24 protein-coding genes and 1 pseudogene are annotated in these 25419 nt (G+C 66.9%); 17 read left to right on the forward strand and 8 right to left on the reverse strand.

The window, feature by feature from the left end; all coding sequences use genetic code 11:
- The first annotated feature begins 113 nt into the window (after window positions 1-113).
- From ACZ3IG_RS12745 to ACZ3IG_RS12790, 10 genes are all read left to right on the forward strand, one after another.
- Entirely contained in the window at window positions 114-242 is a 129-nt protein-coding gene (locus ACZ3IG_RS12745) for an aborycin family tricyclic lasso peptide (protein WP_403532284.1), read from the forward strand.
- Window positions 243-298: 56 nt separating this feature from the next.
- Window positions 299-2116 (forward strand): lasso peptide isopeptide bond-forming cyclase, encoded by a 1818-nt coding sequence (locus ACZ3IG_RS12750; RefSeq protein WP_467431436.1) that lies wholly within the window; start codon window positions 299-301, stop codon window positions 2114-2116.
- A complete protein-coding gene (locus ACZ3IG_RS12755; protein ID WP_467431437.1) occupies window positions 2113-2376 on the forward strand; it encodes a lasso peptide biosynthesis PqqD family chaperone in 264 nt (87 codons plus the stop codon). The genes ACZ3IG_RS12750 and ACZ3IG_RS12755 overlap by 4 nt, the downstream gene beginning before the upstream one ends.
- Window positions 2373-2804, forward strand: coding sequence for a lasso peptide biosynthesis B2 protein (locus ACZ3IG_RS12760; protein WP_437084798.1), 432 nt, complete (start codon window positions 2373-2375; stop codon window positions 2802-2804). The genes ACZ3IG_RS12755 and ACZ3IG_RS12760 overlap by 4 nt, the downstream gene beginning before the upstream one ends.
- Window positions 2801-3766 (forward strand): ATP-binding cassette domain-containing protein, encoded by a 966-nt coding sequence (locus ACZ3IG_RS12765; protein WP_467431438.1) that lies wholly within the window; start codon window positions 2801-2803, stop codon window positions 3764-3766. Before ACZ3IG_RS12760 ends, ACZ3IG_RS12765 begins: the two co-directional genes overlap by 4 nt.
- A complete protein-coding gene (locus tag ACZ3IG_RS12770) occupies window positions 3763-4638 on the forward strand; it encodes an ABC transporter permease (RefSeq protein WP_467431439.1) in 876 nt (291 codons plus the stop codon). The genes ACZ3IG_RS12765 and ACZ3IG_RS12770 overlap by 4 nt, the downstream gene beginning before the upstream one ends.
- A gap of 20 nt (window positions 4639-4658) precedes the next feature.
- Window positions 4659-5132 (forward strand): MauE/DoxX family redox-associated membrane protein, encoded by a 474-nt coding sequence (locus ACZ3IG_RS12775; RefSeq protein WP_467431441.1) that lies wholly within the window; start codon window positions 4659-4661, stop codon window positions 5130-5132.
- A gap of 2 nt (window positions 5133-5134) precedes the next feature.
- Window positions 5135-5866: a DsbA family protein gene (locus ACZ3IG_RS12780; protein WP_467431443.1), complete on the forward strand. Its 732-nt coding sequence runs from the start codon at window positions 5135-5137 to the stop codon at window positions 5864-5866.
- Window positions 5863-7185 carry a lasso peptide C-terminal Trp epimerase gene (gene mslH / locus ACZ3IG_RS12785; protein WP_467431444.1) on the forward strand — a complete coding sequence of 441 codons (1323 nt, stop codon included), beginning with the start codon at window positions 5863-5865 and terminating at the stop codon, window positions 7183-7185. The genes ACZ3IG_RS12780 and mslH overlap by 4 nt, the downstream gene beginning before the upstream one ends.
- Before the next feature lie 62 nt (window positions 7186-7247).
- Window positions 7248-7919 (forward strand): response regulator, encoded by a 672-nt coding sequence (locus tag ACZ3IG_RS12790; protein WP_467431445.1) that lies wholly within the window; start codon window positions 7248-7250, stop codon window positions 7917-7919.
- 60 nt (window positions 7920-7979) lie between these two features.
- Here the strand turns inward: ACZ3IG_RS12790 and ACZ3IG_RS12795 are convergent, their stop codons facing one another.
- On the reverse strand, window positions 7980-8591 hold the full coding sequence (locus ACZ3IG_RS12795) for a TetR/AcrR family transcriptional regulator (protein ID WP_467431448.1): 612 nt from the start codon (window positions 8589-8591) through the stop codon (window positions 7980-7982).
- Between the two features lie 140 nt (window positions 8592-8731).
- Here ACZ3IG_RS12795 and ACZ3IG_RS12800 point away from each other — a divergent pair, with 140 nt between their 5' ends.
- Window positions 8732-9205: a nuclear transport factor 2 family protein gene (locus ACZ3IG_RS12800; protein ID WP_467431449.1), complete on the forward strand. Its 474-nt coding sequence runs from the start codon at window positions 8732-8734 to the stop codon at window positions 9203-9205.
- Between the two features lie 52 nt (window positions 9206-9257).
- Here ACZ3IG_RS12800 and ACZ3IG_RS12805 read toward each other — a convergent pair.
- From ACZ3IG_RS12805 to ACZ3IG_RS12815, 3 genes and pseudogenes are all read right to left on the reverse strand, one after another.
- Window positions 9258-10004, reverse strand: a pseudogene (locus ACZ3IG_RS12805) (SDR family NAD(P)-dependent oxidoreductase).
- 159 nt (window positions 10005-10163) lie between these two features.
- Window positions 10164-10355 carry a hypothetical protein gene (locus ACZ3IG_RS12810; protein WP_467431450.1) on the reverse strand — a complete coding sequence of 64 codons (192 nt, stop codon included), beginning with the start codon at window positions 10353-10355 and terminating at the stop codon, window positions 10164-10166.
- A gap of 9 nt (window positions 10356-10364) precedes the next feature.
- Window positions 10365-11213 carry a helix-turn-helix domain-containing protein gene (locus tag ACZ3IG_RS12815; protein ID WP_467431677.1) on the reverse strand — a complete coding sequence of 283 codons (849 nt, stop codon included), beginning with the start codon at window positions 11211-11213 and terminating at the stop codon, window positions 10365-10367.
- 250 nt (window positions 11214-11463) lie between these two features.
- On the opposite strand from ACZ3IG_RS12815, the gene ACZ3IG_RS12820 reads away from it, so the two are divergent.
- Window positions 11464-11886, forward strand: a complete 423-nt coding sequence (locus tag ACZ3IG_RS12820; protein ID WP_467431453.1) for an ATP-binding protein — start codon at window positions 11464-11466, stop codon at window positions 11884-11886.
- A 50-nt stretch (window positions 11887-11936) separates the two neighbouring features.
- Here the strand turns inward: ACZ3IG_RS12820 and ACZ3IG_RS12825 are convergent, their stop codons facing one another.
- Window positions 11937-12155, reverse strand: a complete 219-nt coding sequence (locus ACZ3IG_RS12825) for a CopG family transcriptional regulator (RefSeq protein ID WP_437084776.1) — start codon at window positions 12153-12155, stop codon at window positions 11937-11939.
- A gap of 193 nt (window positions 12156-12348) precedes the next feature.
- Between ACZ3IG_RS12825 and ACZ3IG_RS12830 the strand changes: the two genes are divergently transcribed.
- From ACZ3IG_RS12830 to ACZ3IG_RS12840, 3 genes are all read left to right on the forward strand, one after another.
- Entirely contained in the window at window positions 12349-12630 is a 282-nt protein-coding gene (locus tag ACZ3IG_RS12830; protein ID WP_467431454.1) for a hypothetical protein, read from the forward strand.
- A 371-nt stretch (window positions 12631-13001) separates the two neighbouring features.
- Complete coding sequence (locus tag ACZ3IG_RS12835) at window positions 13002-14093, forward strand: AAA family ATPase (RefSeq protein WP_467431455.1); 1092 nt, start codon at window positions 13002-13004, stop codon at window positions 14091-14093.
- A 409-nt stretch (window positions 14094-14502) separates the two neighbouring features.
- The gene (locus ACZ3IG_RS12840) at window positions 14503-16689 is read left to right on the forward strand and encodes a S8 family peptidase (RefSeq protein WP_467431456.1); all 2187 of its coding nucleotides are present in this window, start codon (window positions 14503-14505) and stop codon (window positions 16687-16689) included.
- A gap of 9 nt (window positions 16690-16698) precedes the next feature.
- On the opposite strand, the gene ACZ3IG_RS12845 is transcribed toward ACZ3IG_RS12840, so the two are convergent.
- From ACZ3IG_RS12845 to ACZ3IG_RS12855, 3 genes are read right to left on the reverse strand one after another with little or no spacing between them, the layout of a single operon-like run.
- On the reverse strand, window positions 16699-19695 hold the full coding sequence (locus ACZ3IG_RS12845) for a type I restriction endonuclease subunit R (RefSeq protein ID WP_467431457.1): 2997 nt from the start codon (window positions 19693-19695) through the stop codon (window positions 16699-16701).
- A gap of 32 nt (window positions 19696-19727) precedes the next feature.
- A complete protein-coding gene (locus ACZ3IG_RS12850; protein WP_467431458.1) occupies window positions 19728-21104 on the reverse strand; it encodes a restriction endonuclease subunit S in 1377 nt (458 codons plus the stop codon).
- The gene (locus ACZ3IG_RS12855) at window positions 21101-23473 is read right to left on the reverse strand and encodes a type I restriction-modification system subunit M (protein ID WP_467431460.1); all 2373 of its coding nucleotides are present in this window, start codon (window positions 23471-23473) and stop codon (window positions 21101-21103) included. The genes ACZ3IG_RS12850 and ACZ3IG_RS12855 overlap by 4 nt, the downstream gene beginning before the upstream one ends.
- A gap of 587 nt (window positions 23474-24060) precedes the next feature.
- Here ACZ3IG_RS12855 and ACZ3IG_RS12860 point away from each other — a divergent pair.
- The gene (locus ACZ3IG_RS12860; protein WP_467431462.1) at window positions 24061-24909 is read left to right on the forward strand and encodes a helix-turn-helix domain-containing protein; all 849 of its coding nucleotides are present in this window, start codon (window positions 24061-24063) and stop codon (window positions 24907-24909) included.
- 97 nt (window positions 24910-25006) lie between these two features.
- Window positions 25007-25396, forward strand: coding sequence for an ATP-binding protein (locus ACZ3IG_RS12865; protein WP_467431464.1), 390 nt, complete (start codon window positions 25007-25009; stop codon window positions 25394-25396).
- Window positions 25397-25419 lie beyond the last annotated feature (23 nt).

Raw genomic sequence — 25419 nt, forward strand, 5'->3', positions numbered from 1 at the left:
ACGTCACTGAGGCGTGTGCCCCACGACCGTGGGACACGGCTCTCCGTAGGTTCCCAGGCAGATCACGGGCCGAACAAGGTCGGCCCGGGCGATCCGACCCACTGGGAGGAACCATGTCCGCCATCTACGAGCCCCCCACCCTGATGGAGATCGGCGACTTCGACGAGCTCACCAAGTGCCTCGGCGTCGGGAGCTGCGAGGACTTCGCCGGCTGCGGTTACGCCATCGTCTGCTTCTGGTGATCGCACCGGTGCCGGTGCGCTCACGCGCACCGGCACCGCCCGGGGAACGAGGCGACATGGAATTCGTAGTTCTTCCGGACTGCCCGGCCGGTGCCCGCCTCGCCGCGGACCTGCGGCCGGCCCACCGGATCGACCACGCGTCGGGGCGGCCCTGGATCGTGGGTGACTGGTCCCCGGACGAGGCCACGGTGATCGAAGCGGGACCGCGGCGGATGGTGCTGCTGGGCCACACCCGGCTGGACGAGGCGGCCACGACGGCCGCGCTCGGCAGGATGCGCTCGCTCCACGACGTCGACACGGTCGCGTCCCGGCTGCCGGGCGTCTTCCACCTGACGGCGTCGATGGACGGCAGGACCCGGGTCCAGGGCTCGGTCGCCGGCGTACGGCAGGTCTTCACCGCCGTGGTGGACGGGGTGACGGTCGCGGCGAGCGGCACGGCACCGCTGATCCGCCTCACCGGCGCCGGCCTCGACGAGACGGTGCTGGCCGCCCGCCTGCTGGCGCCCGGCGGAGCGCCCTGGCCGCTCTCCCTGCGCCCCGTCACCCGGGGCGTGGACCCGCTCGGCACCGGACACTGGCTGGAGCTGGACGCCGACGGCCGGTCGCGGCAAATACGCTGGTGGGAACTGCCCGAGGCGTCCCGCACCCTCGAACAGGGCGCGCGGGCCGTGCGCTCGGCGCTGTCCGAGGCGCTCGCCGCCCGGGTGCGTCCGGGCCGGACGATCAGCGCCGACCTGTCCGGCGGCCTCGACTCGACCTCGCTGTGCTTCCTCGCCGACGCGGCCGGCGCCGACCTGGTCACGTACCACGTCATGCCCCTCGACGGGGCCAACGAGGACAGCCTGTGGGCGCAGAAGGCCGCCGCGCTGCTGCCCAGGGCCCGCCACCACACGCTCTCCTCGGACCGCGCCGAGAACCTGCTCGACGTCGGCTACACCGCCGAGTACGCCGGCGCCGCCCCGGAAGGCCCCTCGACCTGGGCGTCCGGGCTCGCGCACGTCACGGACCTGGCCGCACGGGCCACGGCTCAGGGCGCGTCGCTGCACCTGACCGGCTTCGGCGGGGACGAACTGTTCGGCCGGATGCCGGCCTGCGCCTGGTCCCTGGCCCGCGCCCACCCGGTCAGCGGCCTGAAGCTGGTCAACCGCTACCGGCTGGCCAACCGCTGGTCCTGGGGCGCGACCGTGCGCGCCCTCACCGACCGGTCGACGTTCGCCCAGAACCTCACCGCCGTCGCCGCCCGGATCAGCGCCCCGCCCCCGCCCGTCGACGAACCCGACTTCGGCTGGGTGTTCGCGCCCCGCATGCCCGCCTGGGCGACGCCCGACGCCGTGGCGGCCGTCCGCGAGCTGCTCACCACGGCCGCCGCCGGGACACCCGGCCCCCTGGACGCCGACCGGGCCCGGCACCAGGCGCTCGCCTCGATCGTCTTCGAGGGCAAGACGGTCCGCCAGGTCAACACCGTCGTGGCGGGCACCGGCATCGTCTGGGACGCGCCCTTCCTCGACGACCGGGTGCTGGAGGCGGCCCTGTCCACGCAGGTCGACCAGCGCCTGGCGAGCGGACGGTTCAAGCCGCTGCTGACCACCGCCGTACGGGGCGTCGTGCCCGCCGACATCCTGGGCCGCCGCGACAAGGGCGAGTTCAGCGCCGAGGCGTTCCGCGGCATCGAACGCAACCGCGCCCGGCTCCTGGAGCTGTGCGAGGACTCGCACCTCGCCCGGCTCGGCCTCATCGACCCGGCCGCCTTCAGGTCCGCGGTCCTCAACCCCGGCCCGATGTCCCACCACCTCCAGCCGATCGAGACCACCGTCGCGTGCGAGAGCTGGCTCCGGACCCACCCCCACCCCCTGGACAAGGGAGAACGCCGATGAAACTCAGCCTGGCCCGCGACGTCACCCTCACCTCCGTCGACTCCGGGGCCGTCCTGCTCGACGGCCGCCGGGGCCGCTACTTCCAGCTCAACGAGTCCGGCTCCGCCATCCTGCGCCGGCTGCTCGACGGGCAGACCCCCGACGCGGCCGCCGCGAGCCTGTCCGCCGCCGCCCCGGTCAGCGAGGACCAGGCACGGCAGGACGTACGGGCCCTCGTCGACGCGCTCAGCGCCGCCCACCTCGTGGAGGTCGCGCAGTGACCACCCCCGCCGTCGCCGAACAGGCCCCCCGGCTCCCGCTGCGCCGGCAGCTCGCGCCCAGATGCGCGGCCGGGGCGGCACGCCTGCTGGTCCGGCTGCCCCCCGCCCGGCTGCAACGGGTGCTGCGCGTCGTCAGCAGGGGCACCCGGCCCGCCACGTACACCGAGGCGGCCCGCGCGCGGCGCGCCGTCGTCTCGGTCAGCACCCGCTGCGCCGGGCTGGGCTGCCTCCAGCGTTCCGTGGCCACCCTCCTGCTGTGCCGGTCCCGGGGCAAGTGGGCCGACTGGTGCACCGGGTTCCGCACCCAGCCGTTCGGCGCGCACGCCTGGGTCGAGGTCGACGGCCGGCCGGTGGACGAGCCGGGCGAGCTGAGCGTGTTCCGGACCGTACTGGCCGTGCGCTGCCCGGACGGAAGGAGCCGCTCATGACGGCCATCCTGACCGAGGGCCTCTACGCCTACTACGGGACCACAGCGGCCGTGAACGGCCTGGACCTCACGGTCGCCGACGGCGCGACGTACGGCTTCCTGGGACCGAACGGCGCCGGCAAGACCACCACCATCAGCATGCTGACCACCCTGCTCAAGCCCACCGCGGGCCGCGCGGAGGTGGCCGGCTTCGACGTCGCGGCCCGGCCCGCGGAGGTCCGCCGCCGGATCGGCATCGTCTTCCAGGAGTCGACGCTCGACCTGGACCTCACCGCGGTCGAGAACCTCCGCTTCCAGGCCGACCTGTGCGGGCTCACCCGCCGTGCGGCACGGGCCGCGATCTCCGACATGCTCGACATGATGGAGCTGACCGAACGCGGCGACACCCCCGTACGGCAGTTCTCCACCGGCCTGCGCCGCAGGCTGGAGATCGCCCGCGGACTGCTCGGCAACCCCCGCGTCCTCTTCCTCGACGAGCCGACGACCGGCCTCGACGCGCAGACCCGCGCGGCCGTCTGGGAACACCTGAACCGGCTGCGGAGGGAAGAGGGCATCACGGTCTTCTTCACGACGCACCAGCTGGAGGAGGCCGAGCACTGCGACCGGATCGCCATCTTCGACCGGGGCAAGGTGATCACCGAGGGGTCGCCGGCGGAGCTGAAGTCCATCATCGGAGCCGACCTCGTCGTCCTGCGCACCGAGGACGACGCACGCGCCGCGGGGGCGCTGTCCGAACGCTTCGGCCTGGTCGCCGAGCCCACCCCCGACGGTCTGCGCCTGCGGGTCGCGGGCGGCGCCACCCTGGTGCCGCGCCTCTGCACCGACCTGGGCCTGACCGTGCGCTCGGTGACCGTCACCTCACCGACGCTGGACGACGTCTTCCTGCACCACACCGGCACCACGATCAGAGAGAGCGGATCGGGCGCCCGCACGCTCAGCAACATCGGGGAGGGACTGCGATGAGCCGGCTCGACACCGCCCTGGACGCTCCCCCCGGCAAGGCGGCCCCGCCCGGCCCGCCGCCCGCCGGGCCGCCCAGGCACACCCTCAGGCCGTACACGCTGCTGTGGCGCCGGGAGATGACCCGGCTGCGGCACAACCCGGTACGCCTCGCCATGGGCCTGGTGACCCCGCTGCTGTTCCTCGTCGTCCTGGGCACCGGCCTCGACGCGGCCTCCTCCAGCCTCGGCAAGGCGCAGCTGAACGACTACCGGGCCTACCTGTTCCCCGGCACGCTCGTCATGTCCGTGCAGGCTCCGGCGATCGCGGTCGGCATCTCGCTGGTGTGGGACCGCCGGCTCGGCATGCTCCGCCAGATGCTCGTCTCCCCGTTCCCGCGCTCCAGCATCGTGCTCGGTCTCGCGCTCGGCGGAGCCACCACGGGCGCGGTCTACGGGCTCATGCTCCTGTCGGTCGGCGGCATCGCGAGCATCCGGTACACGCCGATGCTGCTGGTCGTCCTGGTGGAGGTCCTGCTCATCTCGCTGATGTTCACCGCGCTCGGCCTGCTCGCGGCGGTCACGATCCGGCAGGTCGACACCTTCCAGATCGTGGTGAACCTCAGCATGATGCCGCTGATGTTCTTCTCCGGCGCGATGTTCCCGCCCAACGGGCTGCCGGGCTGGCTCGACACCGTGGTCAAGCTTAATCCGCTCACCTACGGCGTCGACGCGGTCCGCCGGACCCTGCCGGGGCCCGACGTCCTCACCTCCGAGCAGACCCGGCTGCTGCTCGGGGAGTGGCACCCGCCGGTCGTCGCCGAACTGGGGCTGCTGGCCGCCATCACCGCCGCGGCGCTCGGCCTCGCGACCTACCGGTTCTCCCGTACGCAGTGAGCGGAGGAGGAGTACGCACCGTGCACGTCACCAAGGCATGGGCGGGAACCGCGGCCCGGCTGCTCCTGGCGGCCGTGCTGGGCTACGCGGGCTGGGTGAAGATCCGGGACCTCACGGAGGCCGGCCGCACGGTCGCCCTCTACCGGCTCGTGCCCGAGGACTCCGCCCAACTCGTCGGCGGCGTCCTGCCGTTCATCGAGGTGGCGCTCGCACTGCTGCTGATCGCCGGGCTGGCCACCCGCGCCGTGGCCGCCGCCACCGCCGTACTGATGGTGACGTACATCGCCGCCATCGCCTCGGTGTGGGCACGCGGGCTGTCCATCGACTGCGGCTGCTTCAGCAGCGGAGGGACCGTGACGAGCGGGGCCGAGCGCGGCTATGTCATCGACATCGCGCGTGACGTGGTCTTCCTCGCCGCGGCCGTCCTCCTCGTCCGCCATCCGCGGACCCGGTACGCGCTGGACCGCTGGGTCCTGGACACGAAGGAGCGATAGGCATGCACGCAACGGACGACATGGTGCGCGAGATGGTCCACAAGCGGCAGCGGCGGCGGCGCACCCTGGTGGTCTCGCTCGTGGCCGTGGTCGTGGTGGTCGGCGCCGCGCTGGTCGGCGCCGGCCTGGTCCGGGCCACCAACACCGCCCCCGACAAGGCGCCGAGCCGGGTCCCCGCCGACGTGGCCGACGACAAGGCGGGACTGGCCGCCTCCACCGGCGACGTACGGATCGACCTCTACCTCGACTACCTCTGCCCGGAGTGCCGCAACACGGAACGGACCCTCGCCCCCGAGCTGGAGACCCTCCAGAAGAGCGGCGACGTCAGCGTCGTCTACCACCCGGTCACCTTCCTCGACGACCGCAGCAGCCCCGAGGGCTACTCGACCCGCGCCGCCTCCGCCGCGGCCTGCGCGGCGGACCAGGGCAGGTTCGAGGAGTACTCCGCGGTGCTCTTCGACCAGCAGCCCCCGGAGGGCGGGCCGGGACTCAGCGAGGCCCAGCTGATCGCCGCGGGCCGCGACGCGGGCATCACCGCGGACTCCTTCGCGGCCTTCGAGACCTGCGTCCAGGACCGGACGTACACCCCCTGGGCGAGGTACGTCTCCGACGTCGCCGCCTCCCGCAAGGTCGCGCTGACCCCGACCGTGAAGGTGAACGGCGAACGCGTCGAGGTCACCGGACCGGACGCCGCCGACTCGCTCCGGCGCGCCGTGTCGGAGGCCCGCGGATGACCCGGCTGACCGTGGCCCTGACCGGCGACTGCATGGCGACCCGCGGAGCGCTGATCGCCTCCGACCCCGCCGCGGCCGAACTCCACGAGGTGCTGCGCGCCGCGGACTTCGCCTTCACCAACCTGGAGGTCGTCCCCGACGCCGGGCGGGGACACCCGGTGCACAACGCGGCGAGCGGCGGCTGCCTCATCGCGGACCCCGGAGTGCTCGACGAGATCACGGCGGCGGGCTTCACGGTCCTCGGCTGCGCCAACAACCACGCGCTGGACCTCGGCGTCGAGGGCGTACTGGGCACCGTCGGCCTGCTGAACACCCGGCGCGTCCCGTTCGCCGGCATCGGCGCCGACCTCACCGCCGCACGGCGGCCGGTCTACGTCGACCGGCCCGGCGGCAGCCTGGCCCTGATCTCGTGCAGCGCGACGTTCCTGCCCGGCCAGGAGGCCGCCGCCCCGTCACCGGACCTGCCGGGCCGCCCCGGACTCAACCCGCTGCGGCACAGCGCGACCCTGCGGGTGACCCCCGCGCAGCTGGACACGCTCCGGGAGATCGACGGCGAGACGGGACTGCGGGCCCGCCGGGCCGAGGCCCGCACGCTGCTCGGCTTCGACCCCGCCGTGCCCGCGCCGGACCGGCTCACGCTGTTCGGTACGCGCTTCCAGGCCGCGGACACCCCGGGCTTCACCACCACCTGCGACCCGAAGGACCTCGACGGGATCGCCCGCTGGGTCACCGAGGCCCGGCGCCGCGCCGACCTCGTCGTGGTCAGCGTCCACTCCCACGAACCCGGCCCGACCCCGGACACCCCCGGCGAGTTCCTCCGCGACTTCGCCCACCGGATGATCGACGAGGGCGCCGACGTCGTCGTCGGCCACGGCCCCCACCTCCTGCGCGGCGCCGAGCTGTACCGCCGCAAACCCATCTTCTACAGCCTCGGCAACATCGTCAGCCAGATCGAACTCGCCGACCGCGTCCCCGCCGAGGACTACGCCAAACTCGCCCCGGGCGACCAGCGCACCCCCGGCCGCTACTTCGACGAACTCAGCGCCCACGGCCGCCGGTTCTTCGCCCCGCACCGCCAGTACTGGCAGTCACTCGTCCCCGTACTCACCTTCGACGACGGCCTCCTCGTCAACGCCCGCCTCCACCCCGTCGACCTGGGCTTCGGCGAGCCGGTCCACCGCCGAGGCCGCCCGCGGGCGGCGGACCCGGCCGAGGCCAAGGACATCCTCACCGGCTTCGCCCGCCTCTCCGAGCCGTACGGCGCCACGGTCACGACCGACGACACGGGAACCGGAGAACTGCTGCTCGACGCTTCGTGACACCCGTTAAACTCACCGCAGTTGACGACCCGGCGAGCGGCGTGCGAGGCGAGGAACACGGAATGGCTGAGGCGGTCCGGGTACTGATCGCGGACGACCAGGCACTGCTGCGCGGCAGCTTCCGCGTCCTCATCGACTCGACCCCGGGCATGGAGGCGATCGGCGAGGCGGGCGACGGCGCGAGGGCGGTGGAACTCGCCCGCGAACTCAGACCGGACGTCGTCCTGATGGACCTGCGCATGCCCGTCATGGACGGCATCGCCGCCACCCGGGAGATCTGCTCCGACGAGACGCTGACCGGGGTGCGGGTCCTGGCCCTGACGATGTTCGACATGGACGAGTACGTCTACCCGGCCCTGCAAGCGGGCGCGAGCGGCTTCATGCTGAAGGACGCCTCACCCTCCGACCTGGTCGCCGGCATCCGCGTCATCGCCACCGGCGAGGGCGTACTGGCCCCCACGGTCACCCGCCGCCTCATCGCCGCCTTCTCCCACGAGGAACCGGCCCGCCCGGCTCCCCGCCTCGTCGGCCTCACCAAGCGGGAACAGGAAGTACTCGTACTGATCGCCAACGGCCTGTCGAACGCCGAGATCGCCCAGCACCTGGTGATCAGCCTCCCCACGGTGAAGACCCACGTGAGCAGCCTCCTCACCAAACTGTCCGCCCGCGACCGCGCCCAACTGGTCATCATCGCCTACGAGAGCGGCCTGGCGGAGCGGGGGATGCCGGGCTGACCGGGCGGAGACGACGGCGAAGAAGTCACCGGCTCCACCCGGCCGCCGACACGCCGGAACTCAACCCGACCGCCGGGCAAGGGCGGCGAGCACGACCACCCGTGCCTCATCGACCGTGGCCACGAAGGCGTCAGGGTCCCGCCCGATCCGCTCGGCACTCGCCCGCATGACACCCGACAGCAACTCCACCGTGAGCCGCACGTCGCCGACGTCACGGAACTCCCCGCGCGCGACGCCGTCACGGACGACGTCCTCCACCGCGCCCACGATGGCCTCGAACGGGTTGCCCGGCCCCTTCGGCACCTCGGCGACCAGCGGAGCCGAACCCGGCCGGAACATCAGCCGCAGGGCTTGGCCGGTGGACGCTTCCAGTACGGCCTCGATGATCTCCCGCATCCGCTCCGCGGCCGGGTCCGCGGACCGTGCGGCGATCGCGGCCACGCGCTCGACCACGGGCCGGGCCCACCGGTGGCTCAGCGCTTGGACCAGCGCGCTCTTGTCGCGCGCGTAGTTGTACAGCGTGTTGCGCGCGAGCCCGGCCCGGGTCGCGATGTGGCCCATGGTGATCGCGTCGTAGTCACGCTCCAGCAGCAACTGCCGCAACGCCTCGCCGAGGTCGGCCCACACCATCTCGTGGTGCTCCTCGATGCTGGCTCCCCGGATCCGTGGCATCCGCTCTCCTTCCGTTCCGAGGCTTCGGCGCCGCCCTTCGACGACGAGCACCGTTTGATTTTAGCGACACTGTGTCGTAAATTTCGCGACAGAGTGTCGCAATAAAATTCCGGACCCGGCCCCAAGCAAGGGACAGCCAGATGACCCCTCCCACCGACCGTGACGAGCTCGTGGAACTGCTCAGCCGATACGCCGACATAGCCGACCTGAAGGAGTACGACGAACTTCCCGGCCTCGTCTTCACCGACCCGCTGACGCTCGACTTCTCCTCGGTCGCCGACATCCCGCCCATGACGGTGCCGCTGGGACAGTACGTCGAGGGCCTGCGCGGCTCCTTCGCGCCGTACACGGCGACCCACCACGCCATCACCGGCCACGTGATCACCGTCGACGGCGACAGCGCCACGATCCACGCCCACGTCCGCGCCGAACACTGGGTCCCACGGGAACTCGCCGGCACCGGCCCCGACCGCTGGCTGGTGGTCGGCTTCTACGACAACGAGGCGGTCCGCACACCGGACGGCTGGCGCCTCAACCGGGTGAAGCTCACCGCGACGCACCAGGAGAACCCCCACCTGTCGAGCACCGCCCTGGCCGCGGGGCAGGCCCACTGAGGAGGAACGGCGAGAGCGGAACCGGAGCCCCGCTCACCGCTCCGCTTCGCTCTCACGAAAGCGAGACGCTCATCCCCCCGTCCGCCATGACGACGGAGCCGACCAGGTAACTGGCGCGGTCCGAGGCCAGGAACGCGATCACTTCCGCGATCTCCTCCGGCTGCGCGGCCCGCCCGATAGGAGTGCCACGTCCGTGCTCGGCAAGGAACTCCTGCCCGTCCGGCCGCGTGCCGTTGAGGATGTTGGTGACCACGTCGCCGGAACCGACCGCGTTGACACGTACCCCATGCTCAATCGCCTCCACGGCCGAGGCACAGGTGAGCTGGGCCAACGCCCCCTTCGACGCGGCATAGGCGGCGATCGTCGGGAACACCTGGAAGGACGCGTACGAGGCGACGTTGACGATCGCGCCCGAGCCCTGCTCGGACATGACCCGTAACGCTTCCCGGGTGTGCAGGAAGGCGCCGACGGTGTTCACCGACAGAACGGACTCGAATTCCTCCCGGCTCATCTCGGCCACGGGCTTGTTGAGGATGATCCCGGCGTTGTTCACCAGCACGTCCAACGCCCCGAACTCATCGCGGGCCAACGCCACGGCACGCGCCGCACTGCCCTCCTCCGACACATCGGCCACCAGCGGAACAATGCCCGGCCGCACCAACCGCCCGACCTAGGGATCACGGTCCTCGGCGACCACCTTCACACCCCGACCGTGCAGGAGAAGCGCGGTCGCCCGCCCGATCCCGCTCGCCGCTCCGGTGACGATCGCCGTCTTGCCGGCGAGATCGTTGTCGCTCATACAGGCTCCCTGATGGAACGAATCGCGTTTCCATCCGGGGTTACCGATCGCGAGGCGGGCATTCCTCCGGCACGGACGAGAGGGCGAGCCCCACCCCCTCGACGAGGCCCACGGCCCGGAACCCGACGCCCCGGACCGTGTCCCACAGCGCGGCAACTCCTACAGCAGGTGGTCGGCCTTGCCGGCCTTGATGTCGGTGATGAGGGTGCGCAGGGCTTCGAGGGAGTCGGTGAGGTAGTTCTCCTCTTGGCCGTTGACGGCTATGTAGGCGTTGCCTTCGGCGTCGGTGCCGAGGCGGAAGCAGGAGCTTCCTTCGGCGCAGAAGGGATCTCCCCAGGCGATGTCGGGCACTGATGCTCCTCACAGTTGGCGAACGAGTTCACGAATGAAGTCTCGGGACTGCTCTGGCGGCAGTGCCAGATCTTCCAACAGATCGAGTTGAGCCCGGTATTTCACCAACTGTCCCTCGGCGTGGAGGAAGGTAGGGCCGTGGGAGCTGTCTACCTGCACTGTGTCGAGCGTCGGTACGCGGCCCTCCAGATAGACGACGGTCTGCCCGGACCCTGGGAAGGAGCCGTGGGTAAAGGGAAGGACGAGCACGGTGACGTTGTCCCGCTCGGAGACCTCCAGCAAGTATTGCAACTGGGCACGGGCCACGTCGGTACCACCGAACTGCATCCGCAGCGCCGCCTCGTGGATGACAGCCACGTAGGGGATCGCCGTGTCGCCGGTGATCACCTGCTGGCGCTCGGAACGCAGCGCGAGTCGTAGGGCAACCTCATGCTCGGGCAGGGCAGGCACAGCGGCATGGAAGATGGCCAGAGCCTGTTCGGATGTCTGGAGCATGCCCGGCACGTGCACGGTGTTGGCGCCGCGGATGCGTACAGCGTTGCCTTCCATTTCTGCGATGTCGAGCAAGCCTTGGGGCAGGATGCCTCGATAGCGCTCCCACCAGCCTGTACTCGCCTGGGTCATCTCGACAAGCGCCTCGACGTACGCCTCGTCGGTCACATCGCAGTTACAGGCCAGGGTGCGCAGGCGGTCAGCGCTGATTCCCCGGACACCCGACTCCATGTTGGAGATCTTGCCTCGGTCCACACCCAGCAGGCCCGCCGCGAACTCCGCGGACATCCCTGCCACGGTACGGATGCGCCGCAGCTCACTTCCCAGTCGCTTCTGGCGTTCCGTGGGAGTCGTTCTTGGGGGCATGACGTTCCTCTCATCCGGCGGGCCGCTCGCCTGCATGCGGAGGCTGCGTACCTCTCCGTGGTGAATCTTCCTGAGAGCGTGGAAAATTTACCACTCCCTGTCCTACTGTCGGTATCGCGCCAGTTACACACCGCGATGCCGGAAGCGCACCGCGCGAGCATGCCCGTCCGCCCTGGGACGGCTGTGTCCGCGTCCAGGGCGGCATGCCACCGGCGCTCCCCAACCCTTCACCACATCCGTGGAGTTCGTCATGCTCGACATCCCCCGCGTACCCGACCTCTGGCGCTTCCCCGCCCGTCCCGCCTCAGTGCGACGGGCCAGGCGTGCCGTCGCCGCATCACTGCCGCACGATCTGCGTACTCACCTCGGCGACGACCTGAGCCTGTTGACCTCGGAACTGGTCACCAATGCCCTCATGTACGGCACTTGCCGGGAGGACGAGGACCTGATCGAGGTTGTCCTGTGGCCCGCCGACGGACACTACTGGCTCGCCGTCTCGGACCCCGGCACCGGCAGACCCGTAGTGGCCGACCCGGACGCGGACGGCGAGAACGGCCGGGGCCTGCTCCTCGTCGACCACCTCGCCGCGGCCTGGACCGTCCGGTCCCGCCCCGCCCGCGGAACGTCCGTGATCGCGGGCGTGCCCCTCCACCAGAGCGGGGGGTCGAGCTGAGCAGGACGTAAATGGCGTACGTTCGCCGCCCAGGATGGCAGGCGAGCGTGTCACGACACCGCGCTCGCCTCATCACCGGTCTGCTGTACGCGTGCCTGGCCAAGTTGGTCGCGCAGGGCCCGCACCTCATCCTCGGTGATGGGGCCGTGCTGGGCCTCGGCGACCCGGACGAGTTCGTTGAGGTTGTCGCGCTCGATCTGGCGAGCACGGGCGGCTTCGGCGCGGTTGCGGAGCATCATGATCGAGTACTTCTGGGTAGGCTCGCTCACACTCTTCACACTACTGCGGATACCACGGCCAGGACTTGAGCAGACCACCGTTCACTACGGCCGGGCTGGTCGTGGTCAGCGCTGGGTGGGCACGAGTCGCTTGGCTTCGGCCTCCGGACTCGTCCCGGGGTTTCCGCCGTTCGTCAGTCGACGGGAACTGGTGCAGCGCACCTTGTGATCTCCGGGAGGCGCCATGGACCTGCTTGCGGTCCTCGACGAAGCGGTAACCGCGCTCAAGGCTCCGCTGAACGAGGACGACCGGGCGCAGGGCTGGACCGACACTCTCAGAAGAGAGGTGCGGGAGGAGATCTCGGTCAATCGCTCGGTGCTGCGTCGCCACGGGACGGGCATGGTGCGGCACCTGCGTCCTCGTTTCGACGAGTGGATGGACCAAGAGGGCGTGCAGCCCGGACGACTCTGCAACCTCGTGAGCGACGTGCACCGATCGCTCATGGAGGCTCGTGCGACGGCGTGAGACACCTGCCGACCAGGGCGCTCGCCGCCCCCACCGCACCACGTAACACACGCCTGCACATAAGCGAAGACCCTGACGTCAACGTAACCGCTGATGACGGGGCCTTCGGACACCTACTACAAGGTGCCTCCGGCAGAAATCGAACGTGCACACACGGCTCCGGAGGCCGCCTGGTTCTTTGGCGTTCGTGCTGGTGAGGCTGCATTGATGACCGGTGGGGAGGTGGCGCGTCCACGGATAGTCCACGGCCCGCTGGCCACCCCCGTCGTTGATCCCGTCCCTCTGGCACGGCTGGCAGGCGATGCATTCATCCGAATGAGCGGCCACGGCGTGATGGTCTCAGCGTCATGATCTGCCGCTCACCTGCGAGGATGGCTGAGTCGCTGTCGGTGGTCTGCAGTACCGTCTGGATTCGTGACACCCTGACATTGCCCCCGGAGAATGACGGGGCTGGCCGGCGACCCAGGAAGGAGTGTCCGAGTCTCTTGGCTGCGTCTACTGAACATGTAAGGGCGCTGGTGGAGGCGCATGCGGCGGGTGACGACCGTGGCTTCTACTCGGTCGCTCTGCAGGTGGCGGCGCGTGAAGCACGCCAGGGACACACACGCACCGCTGCTTCGCTCCGGGACTTCATCGATGCTGCCAGAAGGTCGCGCATTCGTCGTCTGGAGCCGGTGACATCGCCGCTCCCCGAGGGTGAGCTGGCCGGGCTCCTTAGCCACAGCCATCCCGAATACGGCCTTGATCAGATGACTCTCGATCCCGAGGTGCGGGCGCACTTGGACCGGGTCCTGTCTGAGCAGCGGCAGCGGAGAGTGCTGGCGGACTTCGGCTTCTCGCCCGTCCATCGCATGTTGCTGACCGGCCCGCCAGGAACAGGCAAGAGCATGTCGGCAGCCGCCATGGCCCATGAGCTTGGCTTGCCGCTCTATACCATCCGGCTCGAGGGGCTCATCAGTCGCTTCATGGGAGAGACAGCGGCAAAACTGCGCACGCTCTTTGATGCGGTCGAGCGCACGCGTGCGGTGTACCTCTTCGATGAGTTTGATGCTCTTGGAGCGGAGCGGATCGCTGGGAACGATGTTGGTGAGGCCAGACGCATCCTGAATTCGTTCCTTCTGTTCCTCGATGACCTCGAGCCCCACAGCCTGGTGATTGCGGCGACCAACCACGCGGTTATTTTGGACCGTGCACTGTTTCGCCGATTCGACCTCGTCGTAGGGTACGACCGACCGAGCCGGAGCGATGCTGTCGAAGTCCTTCGCCGTAGACTATCGGTAATGGACACGTCACGTGTGTCGTGGCCTGAGGTAGCGTCGGAGACCACCGGACTCAGCCACGCGGAACTCGTGGCTGCGGCTGAAACGGCCGCGAAACAAGCGATCCTCGGAGGAAGTGACGTGATCGAACCCGCCGTACTCGACAGGGCCCTGGCCGAGCGTCGCGCTGCCACCGGTGCCTGAGCAGGAAGGCGGGCGGAGATCCCGTCATCTGGAGTTGCCCCCGGCAGCCGATCGTTCGTTCAAGGCATCCCGCGGCGGGGGCGGGGGTGAGGGAAAGATTCGACCCATCTCGGATCGCCACGCTCACGCCGACCGCCTAAAGACCGCTCTAAGCGCGGCCCTGGACGCAGGGGACTTGCGGCGGGCAGGTATTCCGTCAGGAGAAGCAGCCGACGAGACGCTGCTAGCCGTCACCTCAGCCCCTGGGTATCCGCTGCCGATTTCCAAGCTCGATTCGTCGGGCTGCCGTTTGTTGGCCATGTCCTCCCCGCTCGGTGCGACGCAGCCTGAGACCGCCATTGTCGCCTTGGGCGAGGTGGGTGCGGACCGACTCGGCCGGCGCATCGACGCCTACGCAGAATCAGCGCCCGTGTCTGCAGAGAGGCCCCGGCTCTCCGACGGCGCCAGCGATGCCGACTTGGTCGCCAATGTCGATGAGATCGCGTTGGCTTCCGTCGGTGACCTATGGCGCGGGGGTGAGTTCCCGGCCACGGATGTGCGGTGGTGGCAGTTGTGGCTGGAGCGCTCTGCCATCCGTGAGGAAGAGCCCTTGGAAGTCCTTCGGCGGCTTGGGCCCGTCCTCGGTTTGACCTTGAGCGGGTACACCCTCACCTTCGCGAGACGTACCATCGTCCACGTTCAGGGGACCGCTGCGCAGCTTGCCGGCTTGGTGGGGACCAATGCCCTGCCTGTCGAGGTGCGTCCATCCTCGGCCGCCGAAGCCTTCGTTGAGGCACCGATTTCCCTTCGGGAGGACCTCGTCGCGGACCTCCAGGCCCGAACCATCCCCGCGCAGCGCGAGGATGCGCCCGTTGTCACGGTTCTCGATGGAGGCGTACTCGCCCGCCATCCCCTGCTGAAGCACTCCATATCGCAGAGCCTGACACTGCATACGGACGGGCTCTCGGGCGACGTGGACGGGCACGGCACCGCCATGGCAGGGCTCGCGCTGTATGGGGACTTCGCCGGGGCGTTAGGTAGCAACATTCCCGTACACCTGCGCCATCGAATCGAGTCCGTGCGGATCCTCGAACTCGACGGCGAGCCGCGGTGTGCCGGAGACTACGGAACCGTCATGGCGGAAGCCGTTGCGCTCACTGAGATCGAGGCCCCGTGGACGCAGCGCGTTTACTCGATGTCTGTCACCGACCACACTGTGGAGGCATCACCTGAAGCCGGCCAACCTACTGCCTGGTCTACAACGGTGGATGCCCTTGCCTATGGGCACGACGTAGCTATCTCTGATGGCGGCGACGTCGCCCTGCTGACTCCGGACCAATCGGGTCCGGGTCGCCTGTTCCTTATCTCGGCTGGCAACGTGCGTGAGGGGTACGACCAGGACCACCTGACGCGCTGCGACCTCATGCCAGTGGAGGATCCTGCGCAGAGCTGGAACGCAGTCACAGTGGGCGCCTACACCCGAATGGCCCAGGTGCCCGCCCAAGGATCGTCCTATGCCGGATGGAACCCCATGGCCCGGGAAGGGGAGCTGTCGCCGTTCAGCCGTACGGGGGTGCCGTTGGACGCCCGGTGGCCCAACAAGCCCGACATCGTGATGGAGGGCGGCAACTTGCTGTGGCGGTCGGCATCGGACGGTGAGCTGGACACGGTCGCTGCGCCCAGCCATGGCTTGTTGACGACGTCCCGAAGCGCCCACCAGCTGGTCAACGCCGTCCACGCTACGAGCCCGGCGACGGCCCAAGCCGCCCGCCTTGCTGCGCTAGTGATGGAACGCTATCCGAATCTGGGTCCCGAGGCGGTGAGAGGGTTGCTGGTGCACAGCGCTGAGTGGACGCCAACCATGTGGGGGCACTTCACGGCCGCGGGCGCCTTCAAGACCAAGGGGAACAAGCAGCTTCTGGGCGCGCTGCTGCGACGCTATGGGTGGGGCGTGCCCGACGAGGAACGCCTCCTGAACAGCTCCCGCCATGACCTCACCCTCATTGCGGAGGAAGAGCTCTCGCCGCTTCGTGCCAAGAGGGGACAGCTGACCTTTGCCCAGATGCAGGTCCATGCGCTGCCTTGGCCGATTAGAGAGCTGCGGGATCTCGGGGATGAGCGGGTCCGCATGCGCGTCACGCTCTCGTACTTTGTGGAGCCCTGGGTCGGTGGCCAGGGCTGGCGTGATCGCTTCACGTACCCCTCGCACGAGCTTCGCTTCGACCTGCCGCGGCAAGGTGAAGGCGAGACGGAGTTCCAACTGCGGGTGTCTAATGACGCGGCAGCGCCGGAGTTGGGCCGTGGCGCTGGCACGCGAAGGCGGAAGACGAAGACGGACCCTGGCTGGCTGCTCGGCCCTCAGCAGCGGCAGCGCGGCAGTCTTTGCTCGGATCTGTGGGAGGGCACGGCAAATGATCTCGCTGAACGAGCTCACCTGGCCGTGTATCCGGCAGGCGGTTGGTGGAGGCGTCAGAACGCGCTCGACCGCGCTGAGGTACCCATGCGATATGCCCTGTTGATCAGTATTAAAGCCCGGGACACCGAAACGGACCTCCTCACCCCTATCCGCAGTGAGATTCAATCAAGGATTGCCGTTCCGGTGCCCGTCGAGTTGTGAGGCGGACCGTCAGCCTGTGGAGCCGCCCTCTGCTGAAGAGGGCGGGTCATCGGGCATCGTATCCTCGCCGGCCGTCGGATCATAGGTCTCTCGAAAGACCATTTCTGTGAGCCAACGCTTGAACGAGGGATCTCCCGCGAACTGACGGTAAAGCTCGGTGTCTGACTTCAGAAACGCCATGATTGCCCGCAGCACGGCTGCATCGCTCTCGACACGGGCGTTCTGCTCGTCGTTGAACTTCTGGGCATTGAGATACTGCTTGTCCTCGCGGACTTTCGCTGGAATCTCCACCCCAATCAGATGGCGTATCCGGTCCTTGTCGGTCCAGGGGATGTTGCCGAAATTCCGGTTGAACTCCTCGAAGATGACCGAGGCACGCTTCAGCTCGACCTCCGGGCGCTGGCCCGTGCCCGTGGGAGCAGTGACGGTCAGCTCCGCGTCCTCGTCCCCAAGAGCGATACTGATCGCTGCCTGCTGCTCGGCCCGGTAACTCTCCAGATCAACCGTCTCCAGGATGCCTCGGGAGAGATCCTCTTCGATGGGGGCAGGCAACTTCGGGATGAGGAAAGTCAGCAGGATCGACAGCTTCAGCCACTCCGGATTGCGGTAGGGCAGGACGCCGGCCAGGTAGTCGTAGGTGCGCACGAACGCCTTGGCCGTCCCCTTAAATTCGACTTGCTGGTCCTCGCTGCCGAGCTCCCGATATGCCAGTACAAGCTGGTCGAGGAACGTCTCCAGGCGTGCACGAGGCTCCTTGGCCAGAAACATCTCCACGAACCTGTCGATGTCCTCTTGGCCGTAGACCCCGACCCCATCGAGGACCGCTCGTAGGTCGTGGAGCGTGTTGGGATCGATCTCGTCAGCGAGCATCGTAGTGCGATACCACTTTTCGAATGACTTCTGGATAACCTCGCTCTTGTTGTAGAAGTCCAGGACTGCGACGTCGCGCTTGTCCGGATGAGCGCGATTGAGTCGGGAGAGGGTTTGGACGGCCCGAACACCGGACAACGGCTTGTCTACGTACATGGTATGCAGAAGCGGCTCGTCATAGCCTGTCTGGAATTTGTCCGCGCAAACCAGAATGCGATACGGATCTTCTCGGAACGTCTCCTCGATGGCACTGCTCGGGAAACCGTTGATACTTGCCTCGGTGACGTTCTTGCCGCCGTGCTCGTGTTCTCCGGAGAAGGCAACGACGGCCCGGTAGGGACTACCCAGCTTCTTCAGGTATGCGTCGATGGCGAAGTAGTAGTTCAGCGTCCGGTCGACGCCCTCGGCCATGACCATGGCGCGGGCCTTGCCGCCAACCTTCCGCGGCCGTATTACGTTGTCCAGAAGGTGGTCGACCATAATCGCTGCCTTGGTCTGGATTGCGTGATTGTTGCCCTCGACATAGCGGCGCAGTTTTTTCGCGGCCTTCTTGGCGTCGAACTCGGGGTCATCTTCAACCGACTTGACGAGTTTGTAGTAGCTCTCGACCGTCTGGTAGGATTTCAGGATATCGAGGATGAAGCCCTCTTCAATCGCTTGCTTCATCGTGTATACGTGGAAGGGGTACTTTTGGCCGTTTGTTCCAGGGCGACCGAAGTAGCCGAGTGTCCTGGGCTTGGGCGTGGCAGTGAATGCGTAGTAGCTGGCGTTCCTGAGCAGCTTTTGACTCTCGATGATCCTGTTAATCTTGTCCTCGGTTGTCTCCTCTTCCTCGGGGGCCTCGCCGGCGGCACCTAGCGCACTGCTCATAGCATGCGTGGTCTTGCCGCCCTGCCCGGAGTGCGCTTCGTCAATGATGATGGCGAACCGCCGGTCCCGATGCGTGTCGCCAATGTCCTGGAGAATCACCGGGAACTTCTGGACCGTGGAAATGATGATCTTTGTGCCCCCGGCGAGGGCATCGCGTAGGTCCTTCGACTTGTCGGCATGCTTGACCAGGGATCGGACCTGGGTGAATGACCTGACCGTACGCTCGATCTGTGTATCCAGGTTGACGCGATCGGTCACCACGATCACTGCATCGAACACGGATGAGTCGTCACCACCCAGCGCAACGAGCTGATGCGCCAGCCAGGCGATCGAGTTGGACTTGCCGCTGCCGGCCGAGTGCTGGATCAGATAACGCTGGCCTACGCCGTTCGTCTGGCTGTCCTTGAGCAGCGCACGGACGACATCGAGCTGGTGGTAACGCGGGAAGATCTGCCGCCGTGTCGTCTTTTTGGTCTTGGGATCCTTCTCGACCAAGCGGACCGCGTAGTGCTCGATGATGTCTGCGAGACTCGTGGGCGATAGGATGTCCTGCCAGAGGTAGGCGGTCCGGTATCCCTCTGGATTGAGTGGGTTACCGGCGCCGCCCTCCCATCCCTTGTCGAAAGGCAGGAACCAGGACTTCTTGCCGGCCAGCCGGGTGCAGAACCGCACAAAGTGCTCGTCCAGAGCGAAGTGCGCAAGGCAGCGGCCGTCAGCAAAAAGTAGATCGCGTGCGTCACGCGAGTTCTTGTACTGCTCGACCGCGTCCTCTACGGTTTGCTTGGTCTGCTGGTTCTTCAACTCGAACGTCGCCAGTGGCAGACCGTTGAGGAAGATGGCCAGGTCCAAGGCAAGTTGAGCTTCGTCCTGGCTGTAGCGCAGTTGACGGGTCACGCTCCAGCGATTCGCGAGGTGGCGCTGCTCGGCCAGTACATTGCCTGGGGAGGGCGTCGCCCCGTAGAAGAAGACCTCAAAGGATCCGGTGCTGGTGGAGTGGTTCATCCCCTTCCGCAAGAGGTCCACGACGCCGTAGTTAGTGATGTACCCCTGGATGCGGTTGAGAAACTGAGCGCGGACTTGAGACTGAGGAGTAGCCAGTTCGAACGCCGCGGCTGCTTCCGGCTGCGTCGCCTCCAGGAATGCCTGCAGCTGTTCGGTGTCGATGGCACGGCCGCGGTCGTACGAGGAAGACGAACCTTCTATCCATTTACCCGACGGTGAGGTCATATCCGCGACGATGTCGCGCTCAAGAGCCCCCTCGCTCATGTCCGTCCCCCCGTACAACCTTGCCCTGCCGCTCACACTGACTCCTCGGTTGCGTCGTCACCATCCAGCTCAGCGTTCATCCCATCCCCGTCGGCGTCGTACGCCGAGACCAGGGCGGGGTCGTGCGGGTCCACGTCAGGCAGCGCGGCCGCGGCGGCGCGGACGTCGAGCTCACCGGTGACCATGCCGGTGATCAGGCGGGCCTGGTACTCGTGGAGAAAATCTATCTCGCGCCGGGTGCGTTCCATTGCTCGGTCGATTGGCGCTACCAACGTTTGAACGCGGTGGACGATCTCATGCTGTTCGGTGATCGGAGGGACCGCGATGTTTATCGCCATGAGGCGGTCCTGAGTGAGTTTCGGCTGTGCGGCTCCGCTGATCCATGGCCGGTAGTCGATCGACTCCATTAGCCAGGACAGATAGGTGATATCTCCGAAGCGCGGGCGCAGAACGTGGGCATGATTGTTCACCCAATATTTGCCGGTCGCGATGATTGCCAAAGGTAGGTTGCGCAGCACAAGGTTGGCGCCGTCTTCGGCGATCAATAGCCGCTCGCCTTCGAAAATGAAGTCGTTGACCTGGTCGATTACTCCAGACGCCCCGTAGTAATCGTACTGGCGATGTGTCTGCCTTCCCCGCTCCTCGCTGCTCAGTGGAATACGTTTGCGGTCCTCGCAGGCAAACTCTGTTTTGACGCGTGAGATCTTCCACGTGCGAGGAACAGCGCCGATCCAGGGAATCCCGGTCTCGATTGTGTCGGGCATCGGTTCGATACCCCGCCGCAAGGCATTTCCGATGATGGTGCGCCGCTGCTCGTGCATCAGGGAGATCAGCCGTTGTTTGTTGCCGATTGCACCTCCCACCTGACGCTCGATGTGTCGCGCGTATGTGACGATTGCCTGTTGTTCCTGCGGTGGCGGTACCAGTGACGGGATCTGCTTGAACTCTGACCAGTAGAGTCTGTTCCGGTCGGCGACGATCCCCCGCGAGTACTTGTTTACCTCACTCAGGTACAAACTGGTACGGAACAAGCGGGCGTAGTATTCGCTGTTTATTCCCGCGTATGGCCTGGCAACTACATACGCAGGGCTGATGAGACCGTCCGTCGGAGTTACTCCAAGGGCGCCTTGCCACATGCGCATCATGTTGTACGCGATGTCGCCGCGGATAGCCCGCTTGTACTGCTCCCGATTGGTCATGACCTGCTTGCGTGAGCCATTAGCCAGGTCCCGCACGCGAACTCCGGTGCGCAGAGAGACCTCAAGGATGGGAAGGTTAGGGTGACCCGTCTCGTTGATCTGGCGAAACAATCCTCCGTTGCGCCGAACTTCCCAGTGAGCTGGGATGCTTGGGCACCAGGCGAGGTTGGTATTGCGATAGTCGGGGTAGCCGACCAGGCCGTTTGTCATCGTGCGACCTCGCCGAACAGCCCATCCAACAGCCCTTCAGCCTCCCTTTCGAGGTCCACAATGTCTGCCTGGATCGCTTCCAGACTGCGCAGGGCTGGAGACTTGTAGAAGTGCCGTGCGAAGCTGATCTCATAACCCTTCTTCGTAGCGCTCTCCTTGATCCACGCGTCTTCCGCGTACGGAAGGACTTCGCGGCTGAAGAACGCCTCGATACCACCGGGTTCCAGGAGCGGCACTTGCTCCGTATCGCGTAGCTCGCTGTCGGACTCATACTCGACGACACGAGGCTGGGGCTTCCCAGACTTCGCGCGCATCGGCTCCTCGATTTCGTACAGGCCGTACAGAGGGCGCGCTTCCGTATCGATTTTGTGACGCTTGAGGATCACCGGCTTCGCCGTCTCGTCGCGCCAGCTCACGCCACGCAGCAACGCCTTGCGGTTGGCTGCGCTGAGCTTGAAGCCGAGCCGACCCATCGCCTCGCCGGCCTGACGATCGAACTCGTTGTAGTCGTCGAAGACCTGCTCGCCGAGTTCGCCGAGCAATTTGGTGCCCACCGTGACCAGTTGTCCATCCCGCTCCCACGTCGCAGGATTCAGTAGTTTCTTGCGCGCAGCTTCCTTGAGGGCTGGCACACCAGCGTCTGCCTCGTCTTCGTCAGAGTCAGTCGCGCGCGCCCACAGCTCCAACTGCTCCCGCACCTGCTTGGCTACGCTTACGAAGTTCGTGTACAGATCGTCGCCGAACTTTTCATAGAGCAGTTCTCGTGCTTCCGCGTCACCCGAGGCGAATCGTAGTGCTTCCACGCGTTCTTTCGTGAATTGGCTACGCAGCCGTAGCGGTCGCTCCACCGTGATCTTCCAGTAGCCGAACTCCTCGTTCGGGAAGATCTTCGAATGCTCAGTCTGTGTGAAGTCCTGGAAGGCCTGGGTAACGCGCTCGGTGTCGGCCGGGGACAGCTCGCAATTCTTGCTGCCCAGATTCTTCGGCAGAGGGCTCGACCAGCCAGTGGCGTCGATCAACTGCACCTTGCCCTCGCGCGCCTTGGTTTTTCGGTTGGTGATCACCCAGATGTAAGTGGCGATGCCTGTGTTGTAGAACATATTCAGTGGGAGCGCGACGATCGCTTCGAGCCAGTCGTTCTCGATGATCCAACGTCGGATGTTGCTCTCGCCGCTGCCAGCGTCCCCAGTGAAGAGGGATGAACCATTGTGGATCTCGGCGATCCGGCTACCCAACCGCGAGTCGGTCTTCATTTTCGAGACCATGTTCGCCAGGAACATCATCTGGCCGTCGCTGGAGCTCGTGACCAATGAAGATGGCGCTGTCTCGCCTTTGAAGATCACATTGAACCGAGGGTCGGAGATGTTTGCCTTCCCGCCAAGGCGTTCCTGGTCGGATTTCCAGCTCTTTCCGTACGGAGGGTTGGCGAGCATAAAGTCGAAGCGCTTGTCGGGGAAGGCATCGTTTGAGAGTGTGGACCACTCGGGTCCGCCCTTGATGTTGTCGGCCGCCTCGCCGTCGCCCTTCAGAAGCATGTCCGCCTTGCAGATGGCGTATGTCTCGGAGTTGATCTCCTGGCCATACAGCCGGGTGACGACATCCTCCCAGCCATGCTCGGCCGAGAGCTTGCGCAGGGTCTCCTCTGCAACTGTTAGCATGCCGCCAGTGCCGCACGCGCCGTCATAGAGCAGATAGGTGCCACCCTTAATCTCATCTGCGACGGGCAGGAACATCAGCCGGGTCATGAGCTTGACCACGTCACGCGGGGTCCAGTGTTCGCCGGCTTCCTCGTTGTTCTCTTCGTTGAACCGGCGCACCAGGTTCTCGAATATCGTGCCCATGGCGTGGTTGTCGAGACCCGGAAGCCGGACTCGCCCGTAAGCATCGACTACGGGCTCAGGGGAGAGGTTGATCTCCGATGACAGCAACTTGTTGATCAGCATGCCCAGAGTGTCGTTACGGGACAACTTGGGGATCTGGTTGCGGAACTCGAAGTTGTCGAGGATCTCCTTGACATTCGGCGAGAAGCCGTCCAGGTACGCTTCGAAGTCGGTACGGAGCTGCTGTGCGGTGGTCCGCTTGGCCAGCTTTTGGAGGGTGAAGGGGGAGGTGTTGTAGAACGCCTCTTTGGCCACCTCCCGCAAGGGGGGGTCCAGCTCCGCGGGATCGATCAGTCCTAGGCTCTTGAGGTCCTCGTAGGTCCGGAGGACCTCGTCCTTGGTCTTCTCCAGCACCGCATCGAAGCGCCGGAGAACGAGCATGGGGAGGATCACGTCGCGGTACTTACCGCGGACGTACACGTCGCGTAGAACATCGTCTGCGATCCCCCAGATGAAGCTCTCGATGCGGCTCTGCTGCGCGCTATACACCCTGTAACCAGCTCTCCCCGGCCGCGCTGACTCTGCTCGGGCCAGCACGGCATGTCTCTTCTCAACGCCAGCGATGAGCGTAGTCGAGGGGCCGCACATGCGAGAGGCGTGTGACCTTGTTCGTCCCGCCATCAATCTTGAGGGCACTGCCCCGCCGCCACTAGGCAACGAGGTCGGTGGAGCGGCTTTGGGCTGGAGCTGCTTTGGCGCGAGTGATCATGGCCCCGTAAGCTTCCGGCGCGTCGGGCAGTCTGTGGACCTGCCCGCTAAAGCACGACGTTGGGGCCATGATCTTCGAGGCTCGCGCCAAAGTGGCTGCCTAAAGCCGCGGAGCCGACCGCCCCAGCCACGACGTACCCCTTCTCTGGCTTCAGGCGGCTAACTGCTCTGAGCGCCGCACGGGCGCCGGCCGGGCTGGAGCGGGGCGGAGACAGGAGCGCAGGCCCGGCCGGGGGCCGGGCCGCGCGCGGGGAGCGGAGCGAGCCGCCTTGAACCAGTAGAGAGACTTTGAATCACGCTCATGCCGACGGCTGTTGATGCTGCTCTTGCGCCTGGTCGCTGTCGGCTCGTGGTGTAGAACCCTGGGTATGGGGAGTGAACGGCGCGAGCGGATGCGGGTGCTTGGGGCACGTCTTCGGGCTCTGCGTGTGGAGGCTGGTCTGACGGGTGCTGTTCTGGCTCAGCGGGCTGGCGTTGGTCAGCCGACGGTCTCCAAGGTGGAAACCGGGCGCATGGTCCCCAGCGTCGATGTGCTGGACCGGCTGTGCCGGGCGCTCAATCTCGATGAGTCGGCGGCCGGTGAAGTACGTGACCTCCTCGTCGCCGTCGAGTCTGCGATCGCCACCGACTCGGAATCGGCGGGGCTGCCCGCTGGGCTCGTGGTTGATGATGCGGTTCGCGGTGCTCGGTCGGTGCGGTCCTTCCAGTGCGTCGTTCTGCCTGCCCTGCTCCAGAGCGCGGAGTACGCCCGTCACGTCTTCGAGAGCGCGCCGGACTTGACCCCTGAGGCGGTCGGTCGGGCTGTCGCTGCGCGTGTGGAGCGGCAGAGCGTGTTGTACGAGCCGGGGCGTGAGTCGGTGTTCGTGCTGACGGAAGCCGTGCTGCGGACCTGGCCGGGCACGCCGGCGCTGATGCTCGCCCAGCTCGACCGGCTGCTCGCCGTCGAGAGCCTGAGCACCGTCCGGCTCGGCGTCATCCCGTGGCGCCGCCCGGTGCCGCTTCTGCCTCGGCACGGATTCACGCTGTGCGACCAGCAGGCCGTCGTGATCGAGGCATTCACCGGTGAGCGAGTGTCAGCCGCCTCCGCCGAGGTGGCTGCGTACGAGGAGACCTTCCACCGCTTCCAAGAGGCAGCCGTCTTCGGGGACGAGGCGCGTGAGCTGTTGTTGCGGGTGATGAAGGAGTTCCGCGAGCTGGGAGACACGGTCACCCCTTAGAGGAATAATTCCTCTGCATGCCTAGCGTGCTGGCTTCGTGTGGGCATAGCCTGCCGTCGCGCTGTCTAGTCCTCTAGACGCAGACAAGGAGCTTGCCATGCGTACCAAGTGGTGCCGCGCCTTCCCGGGTCTTGCTGAGCAAGTGGTCCAGGCCCGTCACTTCGTCGCTGCCTTAGTTGCCGAGAAGGGACCGGTTGATGACGCCACCCTGGTCGTCAGCGAACTGGCCACCAACACCGTACGTCACTCGCTGAGCGGGGCGGAAGGCGGTTGGTTCCTCGTGGTCGTCGGCTTCGGCGACGGCTTCGTCCGTATCGAGGTGGTCGACCAGGGCGGCGAACGGGTCCCGCACCTGTGCGATGTGACCAGCCAGGAAGAGGGCGGGCGCGGGCTGCTGCTGATTGCGGCCTGTGCGAAGGACTGGGGTGTGAAGAACTGGCCCGACGGGCGTTCCGTGTGGGCGGAGCTGGCCTGGGAGGGCGCGTGACGGGGCGCCCGTCACTGATGGGG

Source organism: Streptomyces sp. NPDC016677 (genome assembly GCF_055562815.1).

Bases quoted from the DNA above. Each gene is read 5' to 3' on its own strand.
- ACZ3IG_RS12860 (WP_467431462.1), top strand. From the start codon at position 24,061: ATGGGGAGTGAACGGCGCGAGCGGATGCGGGTGCTTGGGGCACGTCTT.
- ACZ3IG_RS12765 (WP_467431438.1), top strand. From the start codon at position 2,801: ATGACGGCCATCCTGACCGAGGGCCTCTACGCCTACTACGGGACCACA.
- ACZ3IG_RS12745 (WP_403532284.1), top strand. From the start codon at position 114: ATGTCCGCCATCTACGAGCCCCCCACCCTGATGGAGATCGGCGACTTC.
- ACZ3IG_RS12790 (WP_467431445.1), top strand. From the start codon at position 7,248: ATGGCTGAGGCGGTCCGGGTACTGATCGCGGACGACCAGGCACTGCTG.
- ACZ3IG_RS12800 (WP_467431449.1), top strand. From the start codon at position 8,732: ATGACCCCTCCCACCGACCGTGACGAGCTCGTGGAACTGCTCAGCCGA.
- ACZ3IG_RS12850 (WP_467431458.1), bottom strand. From the start codon at position 21,104: ATGACAAACGGCCTGGTCGGCTACCCCGACTATCGCAATACCAACCTC.
- ACZ3IG_RS12835 (WP_467431455.1), top strand. From the start codon at position 13,002: ATGGCTGAGTCGCTGTCGGTGGTCTGCAGTACCGTCTGGATTCGTGAC.
- ACZ3IG_RS12795 (WP_467431448.1), bottom strand. From the start codon at position 8,591: ATGCCACGGATCCGGGGAGCCAGCATCGAGGAGCACCACGAGATGGTG.
- ACZ3IG_RS12845 (WP_467431457.1), bottom strand. From the start codon at position 19,695: ATGAGCGAGGGGGCTCTTGAGCGCGACATCGTCGCGGATATGACCTCA.
- ACZ3IG_RS12750 (WP_467431436.1), top strand. From the start codon at position 299: ATGGAATTCGTAGTTCTTCCGGACTGCCCGGCCGGTGCCCGCCTCGCC.
- ACZ3IG_RS12815 (WP_467431677.1), bottom strand. From the start codon at position 11,213: ATGCCCCCAAGAACGACTCCCACGGAACGCCAGAAGCGACTGGGAAGT.
- mslH (WP_467431444.1), top strand. From the start codon at position 5,863: ATGACCCGGCTGACCGTGGCCCTGACCGGCGACTGCATGGCGACCCGC.
- ACZ3IG_RS12830 (WP_467431454.1), top strand. From the start codon at position 12,349: ATGGACCTGCTTGCGGTCCTCGACGAAGCGGTAACCGCGCTCAAGGCT.
- ACZ3IG_RS12820 (WP_467431453.1), top strand. From the start codon at position 11,464: ATGCTCGACATCCCCCGCGTACCCGACCTCTGGCGCTTCCCCGCCCGT.
- ACZ3IG_RS12780 (WP_467431443.1), top strand. From the start codon at position 5,135: ATGCACGCAACGGACGACATGGTGCGCGAGATGGTCCACAAGCGGCAG.
- ACZ3IG_RS12755 (WP_467431437.1), top strand. From the start codon at position 2,113: ATGAAACTCAGCCTGGCCCGCGACGTCACCCTCACCTCCGTCGACTCC.
- ACZ3IG_RS12865 (WP_467431464.1), top strand. From the start codon at position 25,007: ATGCGTACCAAGTGGTGCCGCGCCTTCCCGGGTCTTGCTGAGCAAGTG.
- ACZ3IG_RS12770 (WP_467431439.1), top strand. From the start codon at position 3,763: ATGAGCCGGCTCGACACCGCCCTGGACGCTCCCCCCGGCAAGGCGGCC.